Origin of the sequence: Aporhodopirellula sallentina SM41 (genome assembly GCF_000346505.1) — a bacterium.
GTDB lineage: Bacteria > Planctomycetota > Planctomycetia > Pirellulales > Pirellulaceae > Rhodopirellula > Rhodopirellula sallentina.
In genome coordinates this window covers 1-20893 of the sequence record NZ_ANOH01000075.1, presented here as the reverse complement: position 1 = coordinate 20893, position 20893 = coordinate 1, and the positions used below count along the sequence as shown (strand labels likewise).

The following is a 20893-nucleotide window of genomic DNA, read 5'->3' as shown; positions in this document are numbered from 1 at the left end:
TTCGGTCATGAATCAGTGGGAAGACTACTCCGGCGATGATTGGATGCGTCCGAGCAGTTCTCGCGAAACCCAGGTAAAGGTCGATCTCGCACGAGCAACGAAGGGGATTGCGAAGCGACCGCGGTTGGAAAAGTCACCGTGGAAACCGGGAGACCAGATCGCCGGGTTTGAATTGCAAAACCTGATCGGTTCTGGGTCCCAAGGGTGGGTCTATGAGGCCCGGCAGATGGCGACTGACAAGATCGTCGCCCTGAAGCTGTTTCCGCACGTCGATCCGAAGGATGCGGTGCGTTCGAAAACCGGATTCCGCCGGATGAGCAAACTGCAGCACCGGGGGTTGGTGCGGCTGTACCGGATTCATCACGAAGACGACGTGCTCGCGTTTTCGATGGAGCGGGTCGATGGCGACAATCTCGTGCGTGTCCTGCGGTATTGGAAGCAACTGCCGATCGCGGAGGCCTGCGAAAAGCTCGTCGAGATGTTGCGTCAGGTCGGGGCCGCGCTCGCTTGGACGCACGCCAACCAACTGGTCCATCGTGACATCAAGCCGACGAACCTGATGTTGACCTCCGAGGGGGACCGGTTCGTCATCGTTGACTGTGACTTGGCGGGTGAGTTCGAGGCGGAGTCCGATCCGGAGAACATCCGCAACTACCTGATTTGGACTCCGATGTACGTCGCCCCCGAGGTGCTCAGTCGGCAGTCGTATTGCCCGGCCAGTGATATCTTCAGCTTGGGCATGGTCGCTCTCGAGGCGATGCGTATGTTTTCGTCGGCGGAACGTCGTCGGGAGCGGGCAGGTGTCGATGCGGAACATCCCCCAACCGAAAACAACGACTCGCAAGAGGTCGTCATTCCTCGCGATGAAAAGAGTCGCGAAACGGACGAGGCGCACATTGCCACGGCGATGTCGGGATTGCATTCAGCGATCCCTGAGTTCCTGGTCGACTTTGTCAACGAAATGTTGTCGCATGACGTGGGTGATCGACCGCCGGCGATGTCGCTCAAACGTCTTGGTGAATCATCGGAACTCGCCACCCCGAGCCTCGGCCATAACAACTCATCGGCGCGTGCGTATCGCTTGACAGAGTTGGCACGCGACGCCGAGATGAAGACGTTTCGAAAGTGGTGTCACCAAGTCCTCGGCGGCGAAATGCTGCGTCTGCATATCGACGGAACATCGGGGATCGGGAAGTCGACGTTTTTGCGGATGGGAGTTGAACGACTGCGATCGCAATCGTGGCCGATGGTTTTTGTCGCCACGTGCCAACGTTATGAGCCACGCCCGTTGCAGGCGTTTAGCCAGATCGCCGACGAAATCGTGATGCGTTTCCGTCGCGGCGGGATCGAGAAGATCTTCGTCGATTCGGTGAGCGAGTCGATCCTGCGAAGTGTGCTGCCGAGTTTCGAAGAGATTCTCGAAGTCGATTGGGGTGAAGCACCGATCGTTACTTCACCGACGCGGCCCGGCGGGCTCGAGGCGGCGATGAAGGTGCTCAATCAAATGCGTCAGATGGCGCCCGTGTTCTTCGTCATTGATGATGTGCAGTGGGCCGACCAAGATACCGTGCAGGTCCTCGATCACTTGCAGGCCAACGCGGGGCTGCGACATGGTCCGCCGCAGTATCAAGGGTTCGGGCTGATCACGGTTTCGCGTTCGGACGGAGATCTGCAAAAACAGCCGCCGGACGTTTCGCTCACGCTGCCGCCGCTGCGACGGGAGTTGATCTCAGAGGCGATCACCAACGAAGCCGTTCAGAACGGATTGACTCTCTCGGCCGAACAATTGCTGGCCCTCACCGAGCAGATCGATGGCCAGCCCTACCGGCTCGAAGCGTACCTGAACGAGTTGTCGCCGACCGGGATGTTGTATCAGGGGCTCCGCGCCGATGTCGGTGGCGATGATAGCGGCAGCGTCAATGGCGATCTCGGGGGGGCGTTGCAGACGGGTGCCTCGCACGCTCATTCCGGCCAGGTATTCACGCCTTCGATTGAGGAGGTTTGGCAACGTCGCAAGGATCAATTGAGTGAGCCGGTCGCGGAGCTACTCGATTTGATTGTCATCGCGGGGCGTCAGGTCACGTTTGAAGAACTCAGTGCTCTGCACCCGAATATCGCGTTGCTCGAATCGGAGCTCGATGAACTCGTTGAGAACGGGTTGGTGTTTCGCGACGGAAGTGACGGCCAGTACATCCGAATTTGGAACGACCAGTTATCGCGTCAACTTTTCGAACAGATTCCTGACGGTCGTTGCCGCCATCTGCATCGTAAGTGGGCAGAGGGTTTGGCCAGTGAAGGTCTCTCCGCCGGACGTATCGCCGAGCACTATGAGAAGGCCGGCGACGAACAGCAGTTTGTGGCGTGGGCAAAGCAAGCCGCGGTGCAGGCGTTGCAGATCTATGCACAAATCGAGGCGGGGAAGTGGTACGCCGTCGTCGCCGCACATACACACGGTGATGAACGTATCGACGCGCTGCGTCACGCTGCCGAAGCGATGCAGCGAGGCGGCCGAATGTTCGAAGCGGCGAACTACTATCGAGAGCTTGCCAATTCCTACACCGGGCAGGCCCAACTCGAGTTGGAGTTGGAGGCTATCCACTGTTCGATTCGATCGGGGCGTTTTGCCGAAACGATCGATCAGCTTGACCCGCTTTTGGAGCGGCTCGAATTGCCGCGGCATAAACCGGTTTGGCAACACAAGCTTTCTCTCGTTTGGAAGATGATCCGTCTGACAATGTCGAAGGTGCACTTCGAATTGTCGGACTCGCACAAGACTCCTCCACGTTCGCAGTTGCATGCGAACCAAATCTCGGCTTGTCAGGCATTGGTCCGCCCGTTGAGCGTGATCGATAACTGGCTCGCGGCAGAATTGAACCTCGTCAACCTGAGAAACGTTGCAAAGTTTGGGTCTCGCACCGAACAGCTCGAGGTTCTGATCGGGCGAGCCGTTTTTGACTCATACCTTCCCGGACGAAAACGGCGTGAAGCGCTAGTCGCTTTGTCCGAATTGGGGGCCCGTTTGAGTGACGCCGATTCACCGGCCGCCCATGGAGATGTGCGCGCAGGAATGGCTTGGGCGGCAGCGTTTGGTGGGCGATGGACCGAGGCGATCGCGCGGGCGAAAGAGTGCCGGCAGTTCTATTCCCAGAGCGAACACCATCGTGGGTTCGAGATTGCTCACACGAGCTATTGCGAGTCGGTCGGGTTTTTCCAAACCGGCGAATTGAAGTTGTTCGCCGAGATGATCGACGACATGCAAACCGAAGGCCGGGCGACAAAAGACTTGTTTGTCTTGGCGATGGGAACACTCGGCTACAGCTCGGTGGCGTTTTTGATGCGAGACGATTTCGCATCGCTCGACGCGAATTTTGAACTCATCATGCCAAGTATGGAAAAGGTCGGCGACGACGCCTTCGGGATGGTGACGCAGATCGAGAAGTTGTTGCGAGCGACCTATCTCAATTCGCCGGAACAGATCGAAGCGAAAATGACAGAGATCTTGCCGGTGTGCCGCAAGTCGGTCTTCTACCGCATCCAGATGATCAAGACGTTGATTGCCGAGTTGAGCGCGGTTGCGAGGCTGCGTCCGCTCGCCCAAGGTGGCTCCGCACGTTTGCGAGCGTTCCGGCGTGATCTCAAGATACTTCGATACCAACAGATCGAGTCGTTCTCGCTGAAGGCAGACTTGGTCGAAGGGATCGCGTTGTCGCGGTTGCCGCGTATGTTCGGAAGCAATGAAGAGTTGGCGGTAATCAAGGCCAAACGTTTATTGCATTCGGCGATGAGGTCCGCAGAGAACCAGAGGATGATTCCTACCATGCTCGCCGCGAAGGACGAGTTGGCGCGGCTATCGGGTTCGAAAGATTCGTCGGAACTCGAACGTCATCTGATCGAACATGGCGTGGCGGACCCGGTCGCGTTCGCGCGTCTGTATCGCGGCGGACTCGAGTAGTCGAGCGGCCTGGCCATTTGAAATCTGACGCGCCCGATCTGTGTCGTCGGATTCGCCGGAATTCAATCCACCAAAGTCGAGAGCGTTCTGGAGATTGATGTGGGATGTCGGGGCGGTTCCTGCCGAAGAATCCGATTCGTCCAGTGGAAACCGGACGTGCATCGTTTCCAAGACAACGCGAGTAGTTGTGGTGGATTTGGTGAAAGATCCTTGTGCAGTTGGATCTCTAGAAGACCCACGACCGCCTACCAAACCCAAGCTGCGTCGCAACGCTAGGCAGCCCTGCGGTAGCTCTCGTTGGATGTGACCGGAATGCGAATCGATTCGGTTTGCTCGTCGGATCGCAAGACGGAATCGTTGCGAATGCTTTTGGAGATCGAGTTCTGAGCGAGCGGTGCCGTTGCGCGGCGAATCGCCGAGCCCATCCCGTACGAGAGTGTTGTGGCGAGCCAGCGACCGAAGCTCTTACCCCATCCACCCGACCCAAAGTGATCGGCGATCGCCTGCAGACGACGGTGGTTGGCATCGACATCGTACGCGTAGTCGCCGATGGACGAGTCGTCGCCACCGAGGCGAACGGTGCAGTCACGACTAACGATGCATCGCCATCCGGCTTGTTGAGCGAGCAGGCAGTAGACCATGGAGGTTTCCACAATCTCTTCGCTGCTTTGCCGAGAACGTCCGGTACCACGGAGTGAACCGGTCAGGCTGCGGAGAAGATCGCGGCGCCAAAAGCTCGTCGTCAGGAAGCCGCCTTCGACCCGCGCGTCGTTGCCCGAGGTGATCGAATTCTTTCCGGCGGCAACCATTTCGCATGCGCTGCGGGACGAGCGTTTCCAACCGGCGTTGACGATCTCGTCGCAGCCATGGGCGCGGACGACCGGGACGACGATCCCAGCGTCGTGGTGCTCGAATTCTAACAGCGCGCGATCTGCCCAGTCTTGCTCGACGACGTGACCGTCGCCTACCACGTGGACGAAACGTCCCTTCGCGACCGAAGCGGCGTCGCCGACTTGCTGGGTCACGTTCTCGGTGCCTGCATCGATGAATTTGACTTCATCGGCGAGGTCGAACGGATCGTCATAGTTCCCCGCGTGCGGTACGACTACCTCGCACGCATCGGGCCGGTGTTGCAACACGCTGACGAGTGAACTTTCAAAAGAAGCCGTGTCTCCGCAGTGAGGAACGACAATGGTCAACCGCGGGATCGTAGGGAACTTTGGCACCGCTGCACCTGCATGGGGTCACATTCGAAAAAATAGCCTCGGTTCGCTCGTGAGGGAGCGAAACCGCCGGTGTCTAAAACGCGCAACAAGGCGACAATGACACTGCACTATGGGTTTCGGAATCGACCGGTCATGTGGTTGAGTCGATTGTGGGGGGACCTGTTGAAATGCGATAAGTCTCGACCGACCGACTTTGCATGAATCCGCTAACCGTTAGTCTTTACCAATCACAAGGTAGGTCTTACGAACAGCGGTAAAGTTTAACGGCATGTTCACGGTACCAACTTGCCGCGTCGGCCAACTCTTCGTGCCGGGTGTGTTCTTTCTGCGACGCCGGTTCCATCAGCACGGATTCGATGCGATTGGCAAACTGATGCAGCGTTTCGCTGTCGCGGCGGACCCATCCCCATCGACGCAATCGTCGATCCATCGACCGCCGGGCTGCGGCGAGCGCGGCTGACTGCGAATCAGCATCGCCGCTGCGTCGACGCCACCAAAGCCAACCCAGCAGGAAGGCCAGCAGTGGCAGCTGCAGGATGCGAAAAAAGAGGGCCAACGCATCGGTAACCCGTACCGACATCAAATTCCCCCACGCCGACCGGAGCCATCCTGAATTCGTCGCGTCGTCTTGTTGATAACGGCGACTCAGGTCAATTGTCGTTTGGGCAGTGTTGGTGGGGTTGAGCGTTTGGTAGACCCGGCCCGGGGTTGCTTCCAACGCGTGCCACCGGTGGTGCTCGTCATCGTAGTATTCCACCCAGGCGTGTGCGTCTCGGTTTCTCGCGATGAAATACTCCTCGCTGTCACTGATTTCATCCATCACGTATCCCGTCACGTAACGTGCCGGGACGCCCTGGCTGCGGAGCATCAATGTCGATGCCGATGCGAATAGCTCGCAGTGGGCGGGGTGCCGTGTGCGCAGGAAATAGATGATCGGGTCAACGCCCGACGGCGCCGGTTCGGTTTGCAGCGTGTAGGAAAAGTTGTTCTGGAAAAAAGACGCGATCCGGTCGGCCTTGCCGTGGGCAGAGGCCGCGCCTTGGCAAATCTCGGTGGCCAATGGCGTGATGATACCGGTCAGGGAGTTGTCGACCGACGTCATCAAGTCGCGGGCTCTCTCTGAGAGTCGTTCGCGTTTGGGTATCGCGGTGACGCCGGCAACCCATGGTTGCGAAGTGTCGATCCCACGGTCAATCAATCCGTGCGATGTGACTCCGACGTGATCGCCGCGGGCTTCGATCCAACTCGTCGCCGATGGTAGGAAGATCATCGCACCGCGTTCGGGTTGGCCGTGAATTTCGACAGTCGCGATGACGCTCGATTCGAGATTGTTCGGAGCGAACGCGTCTTGATAATCAGACGAGTGTGATGCGGCAAGATGTTCTCGGTCCCGGCGTGTTCGTCGGTTGCGACGAGCCGAAACGAGTTCATAGACGGGGCCGGTTTCGCCACTTGCGGCGAGTGAGAATCGCGACCGGAAACCGGGTTCGCCGTTCTTCAATGGGATCGTTGCCTGTGACAAACGGAATGCGTGTTTGGCCCGGTAGACATGTTCGACGTTGTCGTTCTCGTCGGTGAGTAGCCACCGTCGCTGGCTCCTCCATGAACGTTGATGGTACTCGTCGAACACGTTCCCCCGAAGGTATCCGGGTGACGCGTTGCAGTAGCCCAACAAGGCCAGCCCTTCCGGATCGTTCAGGATGCTGCGTCGAACACTGCCGAGCCGGTGGCCCGAAACGTATCCGCCGCTGGAGACAGGGAGGCCGGTGTCGGTGTCTTCGAATCGGTCCTTCAGTTGTGCGAAAACTTCTGCTTGCACGTCGGGCAATATCACCCCGGTTACCTGCGTGATCGCCGACGCAACGATTAGGACCAACGACAACGTGGCCAACGTGTACGGCCAACGTTCGAAGTGAAAACTACGGTTGCCTTGTTCATGGGCGAGGTGCGGTTGTTTTTGTCGCGACAGGATAATCTGCGCCGCCACGACGAAGCCGATCATGCTGGCCAGCCCCACTGCTGTTTGTGCGGGAAGAGATCGACTGACGCCCCCGCCCGCAACGGAGACGAGCACCGCAACGAGGCCTGCCACGAGCATGGTGACGTGGCCACGGTGCGGCCAGATTGCCCAGAGGATGCAAAGAACCGCGACGCAGTAATGGGCGATCACGTCGACCGCCAACATCAGCAGCCCGGACATATCGGTGAAACCTTGCTGCATGCGCCATTGGAACGTTGCGATCAACGCACCGATCAATAACGCCGCGAGCGTTAAGCCGTCGGCGAGCACCCACCACCACTTCTTGGGTGCACGGCCATTGGGGTTTGGTGACGCAGTCGGTGTCGCGCGGCGACTGTCAACAACGAGTCCCACAATAATCGACGCGATCACCAACGTGATGCACAGTGACGTCGTGGTAAAAGTCTGTCCGACGAACAAACTGACCGCCGCGATCACGCAGCCGAGAAGAAATCGATTATCGAGCCATCGATAGTCGGAACGTTGTCCTGCCGAACCCATCATGCGGACGCCTCCATCGGGCGGCCAGCGGCGACCTGGCCTTTCGCGCGGCCCATGGCGTGCACCGGTTGTTCGGGACCATCAACCCGTTCGATTTCCTGATGCGTGACCCACCGCGTTCCGACCGGCAATGGCATGGGGGAGTTCTCGCGGGATTGGCAGGACATGACGAGCAGCGAGTCGCCACCGGTGAGTTGCAGTTCACGACCCCAGTCGGTGAGTTCTTGCCCGACGGCTTCTTCTGCTGTTATCCACCGAAGCGATGCCAACGCGATCAGCAACTCACTCGGGTCACCGCCCGCTTCGCAGCGAAACGACTCCATGTGCCCTCCTTGGTCGAGCCACAGTGTTACCGCGGCACCGTTTCGTGTGAGTGTTTCGATCGAAGAGGCGGCGATTGAAAGGATGCGTTCGAAGGGCTCGTGTATTGCATCGGGTGTCTCTGCCCTCGAAACGAATCGCCGAGTCCAATGCGTTTTGGCGCGTTCGGTAACGTTGCAGACGTTGTCCACCCAAATGCTGACCGACCGTGTCGCCGGCGAGCTGAACTCGCGGACGATCGGTTTGCCCAGCCGAGCCCATGAGGCAAAATCCCACCGTCTGACTTGGATACCTTCGCGATATTCGCAACTGCCGATGTAGTGGGTTTGTTCGCCTTGCGAAATCCGCGTCGCGATTCCGCGCAGTGTGTTCTGCAGCGTTCGCCAATGTTCGTCGTCATCACTCGACAGTGGTTTGGGTGTGACCGCGATCGTTGTGTTAGAGTCGACGTGCGTTCGCGTACGGAACAGATAAAACGGGAAGTAGCATTCCACCCGCGTCGCGGGCAACGGTTGCAGACCACGGTGTTGATAGCAGACGTCTTGCAACGCCATTGTTTCGTCGCCCGGGGGCAACCAATCGCACCTCTGGTCGCGTTCGATCCACAGGTCCATCCCGGGCAGTCGTCCCTCGTTGATCAGGTGCACGGGGATTTGCAGCGAGGTGCCGGAGGGCACATGCCGCGGGGCGTCGGCGGAGGCTTGTAGGCTCGGCGTGGCCAGGTAGTTGATCAACCGCCCGACAACGAAGAGCGAAACGCAGGCGGCAAACATCCCCGTCCATGGATAGCCCCACACGATATTGAGTGACACGATACCGATCAGCAGCAGCGACACGGAGGCACCCGTCATCGAATAGCGAAGCCCCATCGCCCAACGCCACGGATTCAGGTGTCTGGCCACCAACATGAATGCTTTTTTCATCGAGCTAACTTCCTTGACGTCAACGCTGTCTTCCTTGATGTCAACGCAGTGGCGACCGGTGAACACGGCCGTGTGCCGAGATGTTGCCGGCACGACGAGCCCACGCTACGAGAGCCGTGAGGGGCAGGCTGGGGGTGTCTCGTCGTTTTCATTTGCGTACCTAACTTCGCGCACTCGAGTCACTGCCTGTCCATGGACTGTTGATCCGATCCGGCATGTTGAACCCACACACCGTCCGCGGGCGTGCACGCGTAGGTCAGCCAAACGCACCCGAAGTCGCTCGCGGTACACGAGATCGACGTCTTGTAGCGACGATCCGTGTGAACGCGAGCGGTTTTCTTCTCGGTGCATTGTCGGCGAAACTTAGCGTGCCGCGACCGGTTCGGCGTACAGGGGATGGTTCGGATTACCGCCTGCACGTAAGTAGGTTACCAAATCGACAACGTCATCCGCCGTGAGGGTGTCGAGCAGGCCAGTCGGCATCATGCTGATTTTAGCCTCAAACGTCTCGGCAATGTCATCCCGTTTGAGCGTTGTCAGTCGCGATGGGTCGAGCATGTTGGTGAGGATCCGAAGGTCGTTGCCACGCATATTGATCACGCGTCCCGTGAAAATCTCGCCATCTTCGGTCAGGAATTGGGTCGCGCCGTACTGATCGCTGATCACTTTGCTCGGTTCGATGATCGAAACGAGCAGGTCGTGCACGCTGAATTTCCCCCCCACGCTAGTCAGGTCCGGCCCGAGGATGCCGCCCTGCAGGCCCATTCGGTGGCATTTGTAGCACTGGGCGACCGCAAACATCTCTTTTCCGTTCTCGAAATTCGCCCGCCGGGATGCGCCGTCGACGACTTTCTCGAGTTCTTCCACTGTCCATTCTTTGACGTGGGGGCGTGTTTCCTCGACCTTCTTATCGCTGCTTTTTACCGGAGGCGAAATCGCGTCAGCGAGGCGTTCTTGATCTTCTGGACTGAGGTGGCTGACGAATTCGTTCTTGATGTTCTTGAGGAATCCGCCAAAGGACAAGCCTCCTCGAGCAGTCGCCATTTCGTGGAACCAGCCGAGGAAGCGTTTGCGTTTTTCATCATCCCATCCGTCGGTGGCGCCGCGGAGTGAGATCGCGTAGTGAATTTGGCTTTCCTGACTCGGCGATGCGGTCAGTTTCTCGAGCACCGCGCCTGTGGCGTTCGGGGCACGCAGGTAGATCAGCATCATTGCCAGTTCGCGATCCACGGAGTCTTCGTCGGTCGGGAACGTACCAGCGAGTCTCGCGATCAATTCGGAGCGTTGTTCGTCATTGAAATCACCCAGACGCATCGCAATCAATCCGGCCGCGCGAAGGTACGCGATACGATCTTCGGTGGACAGCGATTGAAAGTCGAGTTCGAGAAGGCTGGCGACTGCGTCCGATTGGTCGGACGATTCACCGCAACGTGCCAACGCGATCAAACCGAGTGTGCGGGTTCGCGAGGAGTCAGCGTTGAGCACGGCGGCTTTCCAATGTTGCGCGTCACGATGCTCCAACGCGACGCGAGCGGCGTAGCGAATCGCACGGTCGTCGTGCTGTAGGTTTTCAATGCCCATCGATACGGCTTCGTCGATGCTGCACGGCAACAGGTCATCGGGAACGTGAAGTGACTCGAGTTGTCCGCGGAGAACACGCGCGGTCGCGTTGTCGACACTCGAAGGGGACAGGCTGTGTTTTTCGGTCGACGCGGCGGCTTGCGCGACCTCGGAGTCCGCCGGCCCGGTGTAGGTGATGCGGTACAGCCCGCTCTGTGTTTCGCGTCCACCAATTGTCAGGTACATCGCGCCGTTGTGAATCACCATGTCAGTCACCGGCAACGGGGCTGCGGTGGCAAACGTTTCGTAGGTTCCCGAGTAGCTTGCACCGTCTTCCTCGAGCGTCACCGCGTGGATGCTGCCGTAGGACCAGTCCGCGATAAACAGAGCGTTTTGGAACTTTTTCGGAAAGTTGGCACCGTATCCGAAACAGATACCAGTTGGTGAACCGGGGCCGATGTCGACTGCCGCGCCGAATGAATCGGGATAGTACGCAGGCCACTTGCCGGTGCCGTTTCGCCATCCGAATTCGCTGCCGCTGATGACATGGTTGACCCGAGTGGGGCGGTACCATGGCGTGCCGACATCCCATTCCATATCCGCGTCGTACGTGAATAGTTCGCCGTCGTGGTTCAGCGCGATGTCGTAGGGGTTGCGAAACCCGGTCGCGATCAGTTCGCGGTCACTACCGTCGGGAGCACACGAGAGAATGAACCCTCCCGGTGCCATTCGGTTCGCGTTGTGGCCACGGGCGTCCGGCATCCGTCCGAGCAGATGATCTTCGTCCCAATTCCTCGGCACGCGACTGTGGTCGATTTCATCGGGCAACGTTGTGTTGTTGCCTGCCACCATGATGATGCGTTTGCCGTCAGGAGTCAGGATCACGGCATGCGGTCCATGCTCGGAACCGCCGTTGAGCGGAACGATGTGTTCTTTGGTGTCGTATTGGTCATCGCCATCGGTGTCCGTTAAACGCCAAAGACCCGACGGTTGTTGTCGCGAGTTCACGTTGGCGTAAAGCGAACCGAACGCACACAACAATCCTTGAGCACCAACAAAGTCGATGTCGAGTTTTTCGATCTTCGCGTTGGGTTGCGAAACATCGATTCGAAACAGTCCGCCGAGTTGGTCGCACGCGATCAGGCGGCCTTTTGGGTCAACGGTGAGGCTGACCCAGGAGCCTTCGATTTCGGGATCGACTTGGTGAATCAGTTCGACTTCAAAACCGGCCGGGACTTTGAACTGGTCGGGCGGTGTCACGCCCAATCCTTTGGCGTGAACGGACACGGTCGTGGACGGTGATGCGGCGAGGCAGAGTGCCGCCAGGAGAAATTTTAAAGGCAGGGGCAAACGAGGCATTTGCAGCTCAGTGAGGGAGGTAGGAATTTGTGACTGAACTTGGCGGGAGCAAGATGTGCCAGTCTAACCGCTCGTGGGGAGGATGGCGAACCATTGGTGGCAAGATAGGCAGTGTCGTCAGCGCGTCGATTGCCTTCGCGGGAGACCCAAGGATCATAAAAAATGTTCAACACCTCTCGAAGAACCAACGAAAAACACTTGCGAGAGGTCTCCGCGGAGAATTACGATGGAACTGACGCGATGTCTACCGTCTACTTTTCTTGATCCTGTATTGGTAAGAGCGTTGCTCAAATGATTCATTACACATGCGATCGTTGCCATCGTTCGATCGACACTGACGAGGGGCCACGGTATATCGTCCGCATCGATGTCGAGGTGGTTGCCGCGGAGCCTGCGTTGGAGGTTGAGGAGGAAGTCGTAGACTATCTCTCCGACCTCAATGACATGCTCGAGCAGGAGTCGATGGAATCAGCAATCAGCGAAGAGTTAGAAGAACCGCTCGATTACCTGCATGATGCTTTGTCGCGAGGCGATGATCTCGAGCATCTCGATGCTGCCTTTTCGCCGTCACATGCCGATCCCGCCGTCGATCTCGAAAGCGAGCCGATTCCGCCTAGCTTTGATCTGTGCCCGCAGTGCTACGCGAAGTATCTGAAGAATCCGCTCAGCCGGGAGCGGTCGCTGAAACTGCATTTCAGCAATAACTAACGCTCCGCAGAAAACACTTCTTGTTTCTGCCGAGCTCGGACGCGGTGGTCTCACCCACGTCGGCGTGAGCCACGCTCTGCCACTGGCTAATTGCTTGAGACGCCTTCGGGCGTCGATTTGTTAAGTGCCCGATTTGGTAGTGGACGAGGCAACGAGTCCCTTGCGCAGGGAAGGACTCGTTGCCTCATCCACTGCAGATTCACGTCTGCTGGGGTTCACGTCCTCGGAGAAGGACGCGTGGAAAAATGTCGGTAATTAAATCGACCTCCCTCAGCGTGAAAAGCTGTCCGTTATCAACAGACGCCCTGCCGCCTGCGAAACACTATGCCGACAGGGCACTGTTGGGGCCGTTGTTGGGATAGTTCAGTTCGCTCATCGATTTGGGGGTCAGGCCCGCGGAGCGAAACAAACGTGACAGCGCGACCATGGTTTGATGCCAACGCTGCAATACCTCAGGGGTTCCCAACGCGACCGCGTCGGCCCGGCCGAGTCCCCGCTCGCTGACGCGAATTTCCGGAGCCAGAGTCAACAACGCCTCGATCGCGAGGTGGGCATGGCGGTCGCTATCGCTCAGATCCGCGTCGTCGTAGATCCAAACATGCGGCTGCATCGCCGAATCGATCAGGTGCATGGCGGCAGCTTCGTGATCGATGGCTTCAACGATGACGCTGCGGTTACCACATTGAACATAGAACTTGGCCATGACTTTCTTCCTTGAATGGGGGGCTGGGTTAATCGGGGGCTGGGTTAGAAGAGTCAGCAACACCGGCGAATTGCGGGGTGCCGTTTGCTCGACACTGGTAAGATCGCAGGCCGGTGGACACGTTTGGTCACACGGCGTTTTGCTCCTTGAAAACGCTCGCTTTTTTGCCGCCCGATTCTGGCCGTGCCCACGCCCGGCCCCGTCTGAAGGCCACTTCCATGCCCGATGACGCTTCTTTGTTTTCGGGCAATCGCGGTCTTGAGGCGTTCACTCGCCCCTCAAAGCCATCAAATCCGAACTCAAGTTATCCAAAAGGAACCCAGATCATCCAAAAGGAACCCAGATCATCCAAAAGGAACCCAGATCATCCAAAAGGAACTCTGTGAAAAGTTTTCAGCGGGGGCCGCGACGCTCTCCATTTACAAAACGGCATCGCAATGCGTAAACTGTCGGGCTTTCCGCCGTCTCTAGTGACTCCGCCGCACTCCGCCCGTGTTCGATTCCCTCTCTGAAGGACTGCAATCTGCGTTCAAAAGTTTGTCCGGTAGGGGCAAACTGACCGAGGGCAATATGCGCGACGGTCTGAAGATCGTCGAAGAATCACTGCTCGAATCGGACGTCAGTTACAGCGTTGTGAAGGAATTCATGACGCACGTGAGCGAGAAAGCTCTCGGAAAACGCGTGCTTTTGAGCCTACGGCCGCAGGAAGAGCTGGTCCGGATCGTCCACGAAGAGTTGGTCGAAACACTCGGCCCGGTCGACTCCTCGTTGCACCTGCGTGCGGATCGCCCCACGATTTTGATGCTGTGTGGGTTGCAGGGTAGCGGTAAAACGACGACCTGCGGCAAGCTCACTCAGATGCTCCGCGAGCAGCAGATCGAACCGCTCTTGGTCGCCGCTGACCTCCAGCGACCTGCCGCGATCGAGCAATTGAAGGTTATCGGCGAGCAGCTCGGCGTACCGGTCCACACCGAAACCGATCATCAAGACCCCGTCAAAGTCTGCCAAAACGGCGTGGCACGCGCACAACGCGACGGGAACCGAGTCGTCATTCTCGATACGGCCGGGCGGTTGGCCATCGACGAAGAGTTGATGGCCCAGTTGAAGAAAATCGACCGCAAGGTCGGCCCCGACCAGGTGTATCTCGTTGTCGACGGGATGACCGGGCAAGACGCAGTCAATAGTGCCGGTGCGTTCAATGACGCACTCGAGCTCGACGGCGTCATCATGACCAAACTCGACGGTGACGCCCGTGGCGGGGCGTTGTTGTCAGTCAAGCAGGTCACCGGCGTGCCGGTCAAATTCATCGGTACGGGCGAGCGTTTCGACGCCCTCGAGCCATTCCGCCCCGAAGGCATGGCCAGCCGAATCCTGCAGATGGGCGACATCGTCGCAGCGGCTCGCGAAGCCCATCGGATCGTCGATGAGAGTGAGCGTGAAACGCTCGAAGAGAAAATGGCCACGGGCCAATTCTCGCTCGATGATTTCAAAAACATGATGCAGAAGATCACCCAGCCCGGTTTGATGGGGCGGATGATGAGTCTGATGCCCGGCATGGGGCAGTTCAAAGAGGCGATGGAAAGCGCCGAAGCCGGCGGGCAGATGAAACAAATCATCGGGGCGATTAATTCGATGACCCCCGCCGAACGCAAAAATCCCAAGCTCATCGATGCCTCGCGTCGAACCCGCATCGCCGCCGGTGCCGGTGTCCAGTCGTCCTCGATCACTCAGTTGATCAAGCAGTTCGACACCATGAAACCGATGATGCAGATGATGGCGGGGAAAGGCGGTGGCGACCGAATGGCGATGCTGAGGCAATTGCAGTCCAGCGGAGCGTTGACGGATCCTCGCATGGGCGGATCCAAAGTCAAACGATCGACAGGGAAGCGATTGTCGCCGGCCGAACGGGCCAAACAACGCAAGGAACGCGAAAAGCTCAAACGCAAGATGAAACGGAAAGGCCGCTGAGCATGATCACCTCTTTCACGGCTCGTGCGGTGACCTAGCCTCGACGCTTCGGCGACGAACCCGCTAGACGAGTCTAATCCTGAGCGAGGGACAGGCGTCCCATGGAACCGACGCCGACCCCACTCTCACGATGAAGTTTTTAATCAATCAACCGAACCAAACTACGCTAATTTTTTTTGGAGACCCCACCGAGATGGCAGTCAAAATTCGCATGAAGAAAATGGGACGTACTCACCGTCCTTACTTTCGTGTATGTGCAATGGATCAACGCAAGCCGCGTGACGGTCGCGTGATCGAAGAGCTCGGCACCTACGACCCGATGTGCCCCGAAACCGACGCACGTGCTCAACTCAAGAGCGACCGCATCGACTACTGGTTGAGCGTCGGCGCCCAGCCATCGGAAAAGTGCGCCGTCCTGATCAAGAAATACGGCACCTCCGGAACGCACCTCGATGCTCAAAAGGAAGCACTCGAGCGTCTCGGGCGTCGCAAAGATTACACTCCAGCTCCTGTGACCGAGTCGCCGAAGCCGAAAGAAGAGCCAAAGGCGGAAGCCGCACCTGCCGAAGAAGCACCTGCGGAAGAGCCGGCTGCTGAAGAAGCCGCGTCGGAATGATGCCCGTCGCCGAAGCCTGACCGGCTTTGGTCCCACCACTGATCGAGCCTATGTCCCGTGAGGATTGACGTTGTCACCCTGTTCCCCGCGATTTTCGATGGTTACCTGACGCAGAGTTTACTGCACAAGGCGATCGTCCGCGGCCTGGTGGATATCCAACGTCATGACCTGCGAGATTGGGCGCAGAACGTTCCTCATCGCAAAGTCGATGACCGACCGTTCGGAGGTGGCCCGGGAATGTTGATCCAAGTCGAGCCAACGGTCAGTTGTGTTCGCGATATCGAGTCGGAAATTTTGAGCCAAGGCGAACTGCCTCCCATTCGAAAAATCCTGCTCACCCCGCAAGGAAAACGTTTCGACCAGCGACTCGCCGAGGATCTCGCGACAAGCGAACGGGTCATGCTCCTGTGCGGGCGATACGAAGGTTTTGACCAACGGGTCCATGACATTTTGGAGCCGGAAGAGATTAGCGTCGGTGACTTTGTCCTCAACGGAGGCGAGGTCGCCGCAATGACCATCATCGATGCCGTGGTTCGGTTGATTCCAGGGGTACTCGGTGATGAAAACAGCCATCAGGATGATTCGTTCAGCCGTGGAAATCGGTTGTTAGAATTTCCGCAGTACACGCGTCCTCGCGAGTTCGAAGGTCACTTCGTTCCCGAGGTCCTGCTCAGTGGAGACCACGCGGCAATCGCCGCTTGGCGTGCCGAGCAAACACAGATACGAACGAGGGCCCGTCGCAGCGACCTGCTCGATGAGCCCACGTGACTCAATGAAACAAAGCCTCAACGGCGCGAGCGGAAGCCACATCGGACGACGCGAATGCCTGATCGGCACTGAGCCATTGCGACGGGAGTATGTGACCGGCGTCGGCTCGAAATATTATCAGCGCCCGCTGAACGAATTCACAACATCCATTCCCCGAAAACAATAACGAGAGTGTGTCATGAGCAACGCCATCATGGACATGGTCAACAAGGCCAACCAAAAAGAAGAAACACCTAAATTCGACATCGGCGACACCGTCGACGTTCACACCAAGATCCTCGAAGGTTCGAAAGAACGCATCCAGGTGTTCAGCGGTGTTGTGATCGGACGTTCGGGCAAAGGCTCGCAAGAAATGTTCATGGTCCGCCGCATCGTCGCCGGTGAAGGTGTCGAGCGTAAGTTCCCTGTTCACAGCCCACGTATCGAAAAGATCGAAGTCAAACGCAGCGGCGTGACCCGCCGTGCGAAGCTGTACTTCCTGCGTGACCGCGTCGGAAAGGCTGTCCGTCTCAAGGAACGCCGCCGCGCCCAAGCCTAACCGGCTGGTCCCCTCCAGAGCGATTTCGTCGTCCACAACGAATCTTTCTGCGTTCGGGGAAACAGATCAAACACACAAATACCCTCGGCCTCCCAAGCAGTGCCGAGGGTTTTTGTTTGCGCGAGTGCACTTTGATGTTCAGCGTGCCCGATCCCAGTAGTTGGATTCGCCAGGATTCAGACCAACGAAGCCCGGCGACGTTGGCTGTGTCATTTCTAAAAACGCGAAAAACGCTCGCGCGTGAAATGATCTGCCGAGGCTATCGGATCAGCTTCACGGCTCGGGCGGCGCGTCTACGGCGAAGAGGACGTTCGCAAAACCTTCGCTTCGTGCCGCGTCGAAGACCTCGATGCATTTCTCGGCAGTGATCGTGTCGTCGGGATCGATGATGACGATCGAGTTCCTCCGCAGCGTTGCGAGCCGTTTCAATTTCGCTCGCAGTTGTGATGCGTCGGGAATCGCAACGGCGCCCACTTGGTAGCGGAGGCCATCGGGGCCGGCCAGGATTCGGATGACGAGTTCCTCGCGGCGGTTCGCCATGAAGGTGGCGGATGTTTCGGTTGCTTTTGATTCGGCTTCGTCAGGCTCGGTTGGTTCGGTGGGCGCAGGGGATACCGCGACGCGGCTGGCGAGGTCTGATTCGGGTTTGTCAAAGCTGCTCGTCCAGACGAAGAAGACGAGTAACAAGAACACAACATCGATCATCGACGTCATGGCCATTTCGTCCGAACCGGCTCGGTGAGGTGACGGTGCTTTCACTGTGCAGTCGCTCCGCTGAGCGGACCCTGCGTGCGGCGTGGGTTCACCACGATAGCGACGTCACGGATTCCGACGTCGGCTAGCTGTCGCAAGACCGCTTCGACCGTGGCGTACGGTACAACTCGATCGATCCGAAAGCGGACCTTGTTTGATTCGCTTGCTGCATCGGCGTCGCGTCCGGTGGTCCAGGTTCGAATTCGGCTGGAAACTTGGTCGAGAGTGATCGGATCGCCGCCAAAGAAGAGTTGCGAATCCGCGTCGAGCGTGAGTGTGATTGGGGAGGCGTCCGCCTCGGGAGGTTCGCCCGATGAGGCTTCGGCGAGCGTGACCGGATGCCGAGTTTCCTGCCGCGAAAGGTGGCTCGACACGAGGAAGAAGATGATCAGCAGAAAGACGATGTCGATCATCGGTGTCATCGAAACCCGGTCTTGGCTTCTTCGTGTTGCCGATGATGACGAGGCTGGTGATCTCACGTGTGCTTTCGACCTGGCGAAGTGCTTAACGTTTGGGTGGCCGGGTGAAGGAGGCTTTGCGAAAAACGTTGGTCCGGGATGCTCGGCTGGTCCATCATACCTGTGCCGATCCCGACGGGGAACTTTCGCTCGCGTGTTTCTCTTCGCCGCGATCTCGTATTTTATTTCCGTTCTGTGTTCGGGGAGTGGATCGTGTTGAAGACCCTCGTGCTGCAGGATCTTTGACAAGATCCACTACCCCAAAACCCGAAAGCCAGTCTGCGTCGGCATTTTAGCGTCGGTCTGACATCCATCGCTCGATTGCGATGCGGTTCGACTCAAACGCCATGTTATCGAGGATCTCGGCGTCGGGAATGCACCATCGGTACTCACACAATTCACTTTGGGCGAGCTGCACGTTGTCGCAGGATTCCACGCGGCAAAGGTAGAACAGGTCGATCACGTGTCCGATCACGCCGTGGTGTTTGTAGATGTTCGGTCCGGTCATGAGCAGGTCGCAAGACGCCACGGTCAACTGAGTTTCTTCGCGAATCTCCCGGGCGAGAGCTTCTTCGGCGGTTTCGCAGCGGTCAATGAATCCTCCCGGCAATCCCCATTGGTTCATTCCCGGGTCTCTCGCTCGCCGGACGACGAGCAGTCGGTCCGCGTCATCGAGGATGAGCCCACCGACGGCGGCAACCGGTCCGAAGTAGAACGCGAAATCACATTTGCCACAGTGGAACGGGATCACGCCCACTTTGGGATTGGGAGTGCCGCATCGTGGGCAATAATGGAATGCGTCTTCAAACGGTTGTGGGGTGGAGATGGTCACGCAGTTAGGCCGAGGGTGTGTCGAATCGAGAAACAGAGCCGTCATGGAACTGGGCAGCACGGAGCACGCCCGCACCTTGGAAACCGGCGCCGAGTCGTCGCAGTTCTTCTTCAGAGGCTATCACACCCATCCCGAGCGTTTCGACATCAACATCAGAAAGTTCGCTGTGTAGCAGCACGCGATAGCTGCTCAACAGGTCGGCGAGTTTCTTTGCGAGCACGCGGTCCATGCTCCAATTGGCGTATTCACCGCTGCCCGGTTGAGAGTCCGCGTCCGCAGGTTCGTCCGCGTCTTCGTCTTCATCGGTTTGGTCGGCCGCGTCGCTGAAGTCGTCACGGTGTTGGACGGCGAGTGCCGAGGCGAGTTCGTCTTCCGAGTCGCCGTCTTCTTGTCCTGGGGAACGTTCTGCGTTGCCGCTGAGTTCTTTGAGCCACTGCGGTCCGGGGGATTCGGTCAGTCGGGACCAGACGACGATTGTCCCGTCACCTTCGAGATGACGGCTCGCCGCGATGACCGCGCGAGCAACGTTGGGCCAGGTCTGCACGTTGGCGTCGCCGTCGAGCGCGGCGACGACCAATTCAGACGTCGGGCGTGTTTCGCTCTCGTTCGTGTCGCTGCCTTTTTCAGTATGCAGCGTGTCGAGTTCGTTGCGGATCGCGTCGGGAGTGCCTGTCAAAATGCGAGCCACACTGCCGGCCGCGTCGGCGGAAACCATTATCAGCAACTGCACGCCGAGCAACCAACCGACTTCGTTCGCTGAGCCTTCCGATGTCTCGCGGCTCGAGGTGTTTTGGAATCGATGCACGGTCGACGAGTCCGCAAACATCGGAAAGACGCCGGTTTTATCGAGTCGTTCGATCGCGTCGACGGCACGTGCGGCAACAATCGGAATCGTGAAGTCGGCATCGACCAAATCGCGGGCGAGATAGATCGCTTCGGCGTCCGCATCGGCCGCGACATATCGCAGTTCCCGGCGGTCGCGGGGGGAATGACGGCTAACGTTGATCAACATTTCGTCCGGGGTGGACGGAAGGGTTTGTGCGTTATCGCTCGCCTCGTCGTCCGGCGGGATGTTGTGAAATCTCTGGCTCAGCGATTGGTAACACGCATCGGACGCCTCTGGCCACAACACGATGCTCACCCGAGCCGCTTCGCAGGCACGTGCGACCTTGATGGCACCTTCGAGTACTTCGGCGACCCGTGGCACGTTGGGGTCGACGGCAAACGCGACGTGATCCCCGGCTAGGATTGCGTCGCTGACCGACGGGTAGTCGACGGGCGTTTGCATCGAAATTTCGGCCAACCGTGTGATCGCCTCAGCCGAGTCATCGCGGGGAGATGATCGGTATTCGATCGGGCCGGTGATCGAAACGGGACGCAGTTCCCACATCTCGCCGGGGACCGCATGTCGGTAGTCTTCCGCGGCGACAACGGGGAGTGAGAAGGAAGGTTTCGAGGAAGCCATGGTGTCGATTGCAACTGAGTGAATGTGAGGAAAGAGTTCGCCGTTCTGACACCACGCCCAACCGATTCGCCGGCGAGAGTCGGGCGGCATGTGTTGAAAGGTCGTCCGCAGTGTTCGAAAGCGAGACAGTGTTGTTCAAACGAGAAACTCGTCCGCAAGTATCGAGCCGCAGTCGGCCCGGGAGCGGACGATGTCGATCGTGTTCGGCGGTGTTGCCGCGAC

General features: G+C 58.3%; 15 protein-coding genes. 6 read left to right on the top strand and 9 right to left on the bottom strand.

Annotation, left to right across the window (positions count from 1 at the left end):
• Positions 1-7: 7 nt before the first annotated feature.
• Positions 8-3952 carry a serine/threonine-protein kinase gene (locus RSSM_RS04120; protein WP_008674844.1) on the top strand — a complete coding sequence of 1315 codons (3945 nt, stop codon included), beginning with the start codon at positions 8-10 and terminating at the stop codon, positions 3950-3952.
• Positions 3953-4224: 272 nt separating this feature from the next.
• Here the strand turns inward: RSSM_RS04120 and RSSM_RS04115 are convergent, their stop codons facing one another.
• The 4 genes from RSSM_RS04115 to RSSM_RS04100 form a co-directional block, all read right to left on the bottom strand.
• Positions 4225-5178, bottom strand: coding sequence for a hypothetical protein (locus RSSM_RS04115; protein WP_008674843.1), 954 nt, complete (start codon positions 5176-5178; stop codon positions 4225-4227).
• Positions 5179-5419: 241 nt separating this feature from the next.
• A complete protein-coding gene (locus RSSM_RS04110) occupies positions 5420-7702 on the bottom strand; it encodes a transglutaminase family protein (protein WP_144059559.1) in 2283 nt (760 codons plus the stop codon).
• Positions 7699-8943 (bottom strand): DUF58 domain-containing protein, encoded by a 1245-nt coding sequence (locus RSSM_RS04105; RefSeq protein ID WP_144059558.1) that lies wholly within the window; start codon positions 8941-8943, stop codon positions 7699-7701. The genes RSSM_RS04110 and RSSM_RS04105 overlap by 4 nt, the downstream gene beginning before the upstream one ends.
• Before the next feature lie 363 nt (positions 8944-9306).
• Positions 9307-11862, bottom strand: a complete 2556-nt coding sequence (locus RSSM_RS04100; RefSeq protein WP_063709008.1) for a c-type cytochrome — start codon at positions 11860-11862, stop codon at positions 9307-9309.
• A gap of 291 nt (positions 11863-12153) precedes the next feature.
• On the opposite strand from RSSM_RS04100, the gene RSSM_RS04095 reads away from it, so the two are divergent.
• Positions 12154-12570 carry a hypothetical protein gene (locus RSSM_RS04095; RefSeq protein ID WP_008674837.1) on the top strand — a complete coding sequence of 139 codons (417 nt, stop codon included), beginning with the start codon at positions 12154-12156 and terminating at the stop codon, positions 12568-12570.
• A gap of 322 nt (positions 12571-12892) precedes the next feature.
• Here the strand turns inward: RSSM_RS04095 and RSSM_RS04090 are convergent, their stop codons facing one another.
• Positions 12893-13273 (bottom strand): hypothetical protein, encoded by a 381-nt coding sequence (locus RSSM_RS04090; RefSeq protein ID WP_008674836.1) that lies wholly within the window; start codon positions 13271-13273, stop codon positions 12893-12895.
• Between the two features lie 492 nt (positions 13274-13765).
• Here RSSM_RS04090 and ffh point away from each other — a divergent pair, with 492 nt between their 5' ends.
• From ffh to rplS, 4 genes are all read left to right on the top strand, one after another.
• On the top strand, positions 13766-15241 hold the full coding sequence (gene ffh, locus RSSM_RS04085) for a signal recognition particle protein (protein WP_044301038.1): 1476 nt from the start codon (positions 13766-13768) through the stop codon (positions 15239-15241).
• Between the two features lie 211 nt (positions 15242-15452).
• A complete protein-coding gene (rpsP, locus tag RSSM_RS04080) occupies positions 15453-15857 on the top strand; it encodes a 30S ribosomal protein S16 (RefSeq protein ID WP_315850002.1) in 405 nt (134 codons plus the stop codon).
• 57 nt (positions 15858-15914) lie between these two features.
• Complete coding sequence (trmD, locus tag RSSM_RS04075; protein WP_008674831.1) at positions 15915-16625, top strand: tRNA (guanosine(37)-N1)-methyltransferase TrmD; 711 nt, start codon at positions 15915-15917, stop codon at positions 16623-16625.
• Between the two features lie 178 nt (positions 16626-16803).
• On the top strand, positions 16804-17163 hold the full coding sequence (rplS, locus tag RSSM_RS04070; protein WP_008674827.1) for a 50S ribosomal protein L19: 360 nt from the start codon (positions 16804-16806) through the stop codon (positions 17161-17163).
• Positions 17164-17436: 273 nt separating this feature from the next.
• On the opposite strand, the gene RSSM_RS04065 is transcribed toward rplS, so the two are convergent.
• The 4 genes from RSSM_RS04065 to RSSM_RS04050 all read right to left on the bottom strand — a co-directional run bounded on the left by RSSM_RS04065 (position 17437) and on the right by RSSM_RS04050 (position 20671).
• On the bottom strand, positions 17437-17877 hold the full coding sequence (locus tag RSSM_RS04065; protein WP_236620926.1) for a biopolymer transporter ExbD: 441 nt from the start codon (positions 17875-17877) through the stop codon (positions 17437-17439).
• 41 nt (positions 17878-17918) lie between these two features.
• On the bottom strand, positions 17919-18395 hold the full coding sequence (locus RSSM_RS04060; RefSeq protein WP_044301042.1) for an ExbD/TolR family protein: 477 nt from the start codon (positions 18393-18395) through the stop codon (positions 17919-17921).
• Positions 18396-18666: 271 nt separating this feature from the next.
• A complete protein-coding gene (locus tag RSSM_RS04055) occupies positions 18667-19206 on the bottom strand; it encodes an NUDIX hydrolase (protein ID WP_008674821.1) in 540 nt (179 codons plus the stop codon).
• A 4-nt stretch (positions 19207-19210) separates the two neighbouring features.
• Positions 19211-20671, bottom strand: coding sequence for a hypothetical protein (locus RSSM_RS04050; RefSeq protein WP_044301041.1), 1461 nt, complete (start codon positions 20669-20671; stop codon positions 19211-19213).
• Positions 20672-20893 lie beyond the last annotated feature (222 nt).

Coding starts and splice junctions, on each gene's coding strand:
- RSSM_RS04090 (WP_008674836.1), bottom strand. CDS start 13,273: ATGGCCAAGTTCTATGTTCAATGTGGTAACCGCAGCGTCATCGTTGAA.
- RSSM_RS04050 (WP_044301041.1), bottom strand. CDS start 20,671: ATGGCTTCCTCGAAACCTTCCTTCTCACTCCCCGTTGTCGCCGCGGAA.
- RSSM_RS04100 (WP_063709008.1), bottom strand. CDS start 11,862: ATGCCTCGTTTGCCCCTGCCTTTAAAATTTCTCCTGGCGGCACTCTGC.
- rplS (WP_008674827.1), top strand. CDS start 16,804: ATGAGCAACGCCATCATGGACATGGTCAACAAGGCCAACCAAAAAGAA.
- RSSM_RS04120 (WP_008674844.1), top strand. CDS start 8: ATGAATCAGTGGGAAGACTACTCCGGCGATGATTGGATGCGTCCGAGC.
- rpsP (WP_315850002.1), top strand. CDS start 15,453: ATGAAGAAAATGGGACGTACTCACCGTCCTTACTTTCGTGTATGTGCA.
- RSSM_RS04095 (WP_008674837.1), top strand. CDS start 12,154: ATGATTCATTACACATGCGATCGTTGCCATCGTTCGATCGACACTGAC.
- RSSM_RS04105 (WP_144059558.1), bottom strand. CDS start 8,943: ATGAAAAAAGCATTCATGTTGGTGGCCAGACACCTGAATCCGTGGCGT.
- RSSM_RS04065 (WP_236620926.1), bottom strand. CDS start 17,877: ATGACGTCGATGATCGATGTTGTGTTCTTGTTACTCGTCTTCTTCGTC.
- RSSM_RS04110 (WP_144059559.1), bottom strand. CDS start 7,702: ATGATGGGTTCGGCAGGACAACGTTCCGACTATCGATGGCTCGATAAT.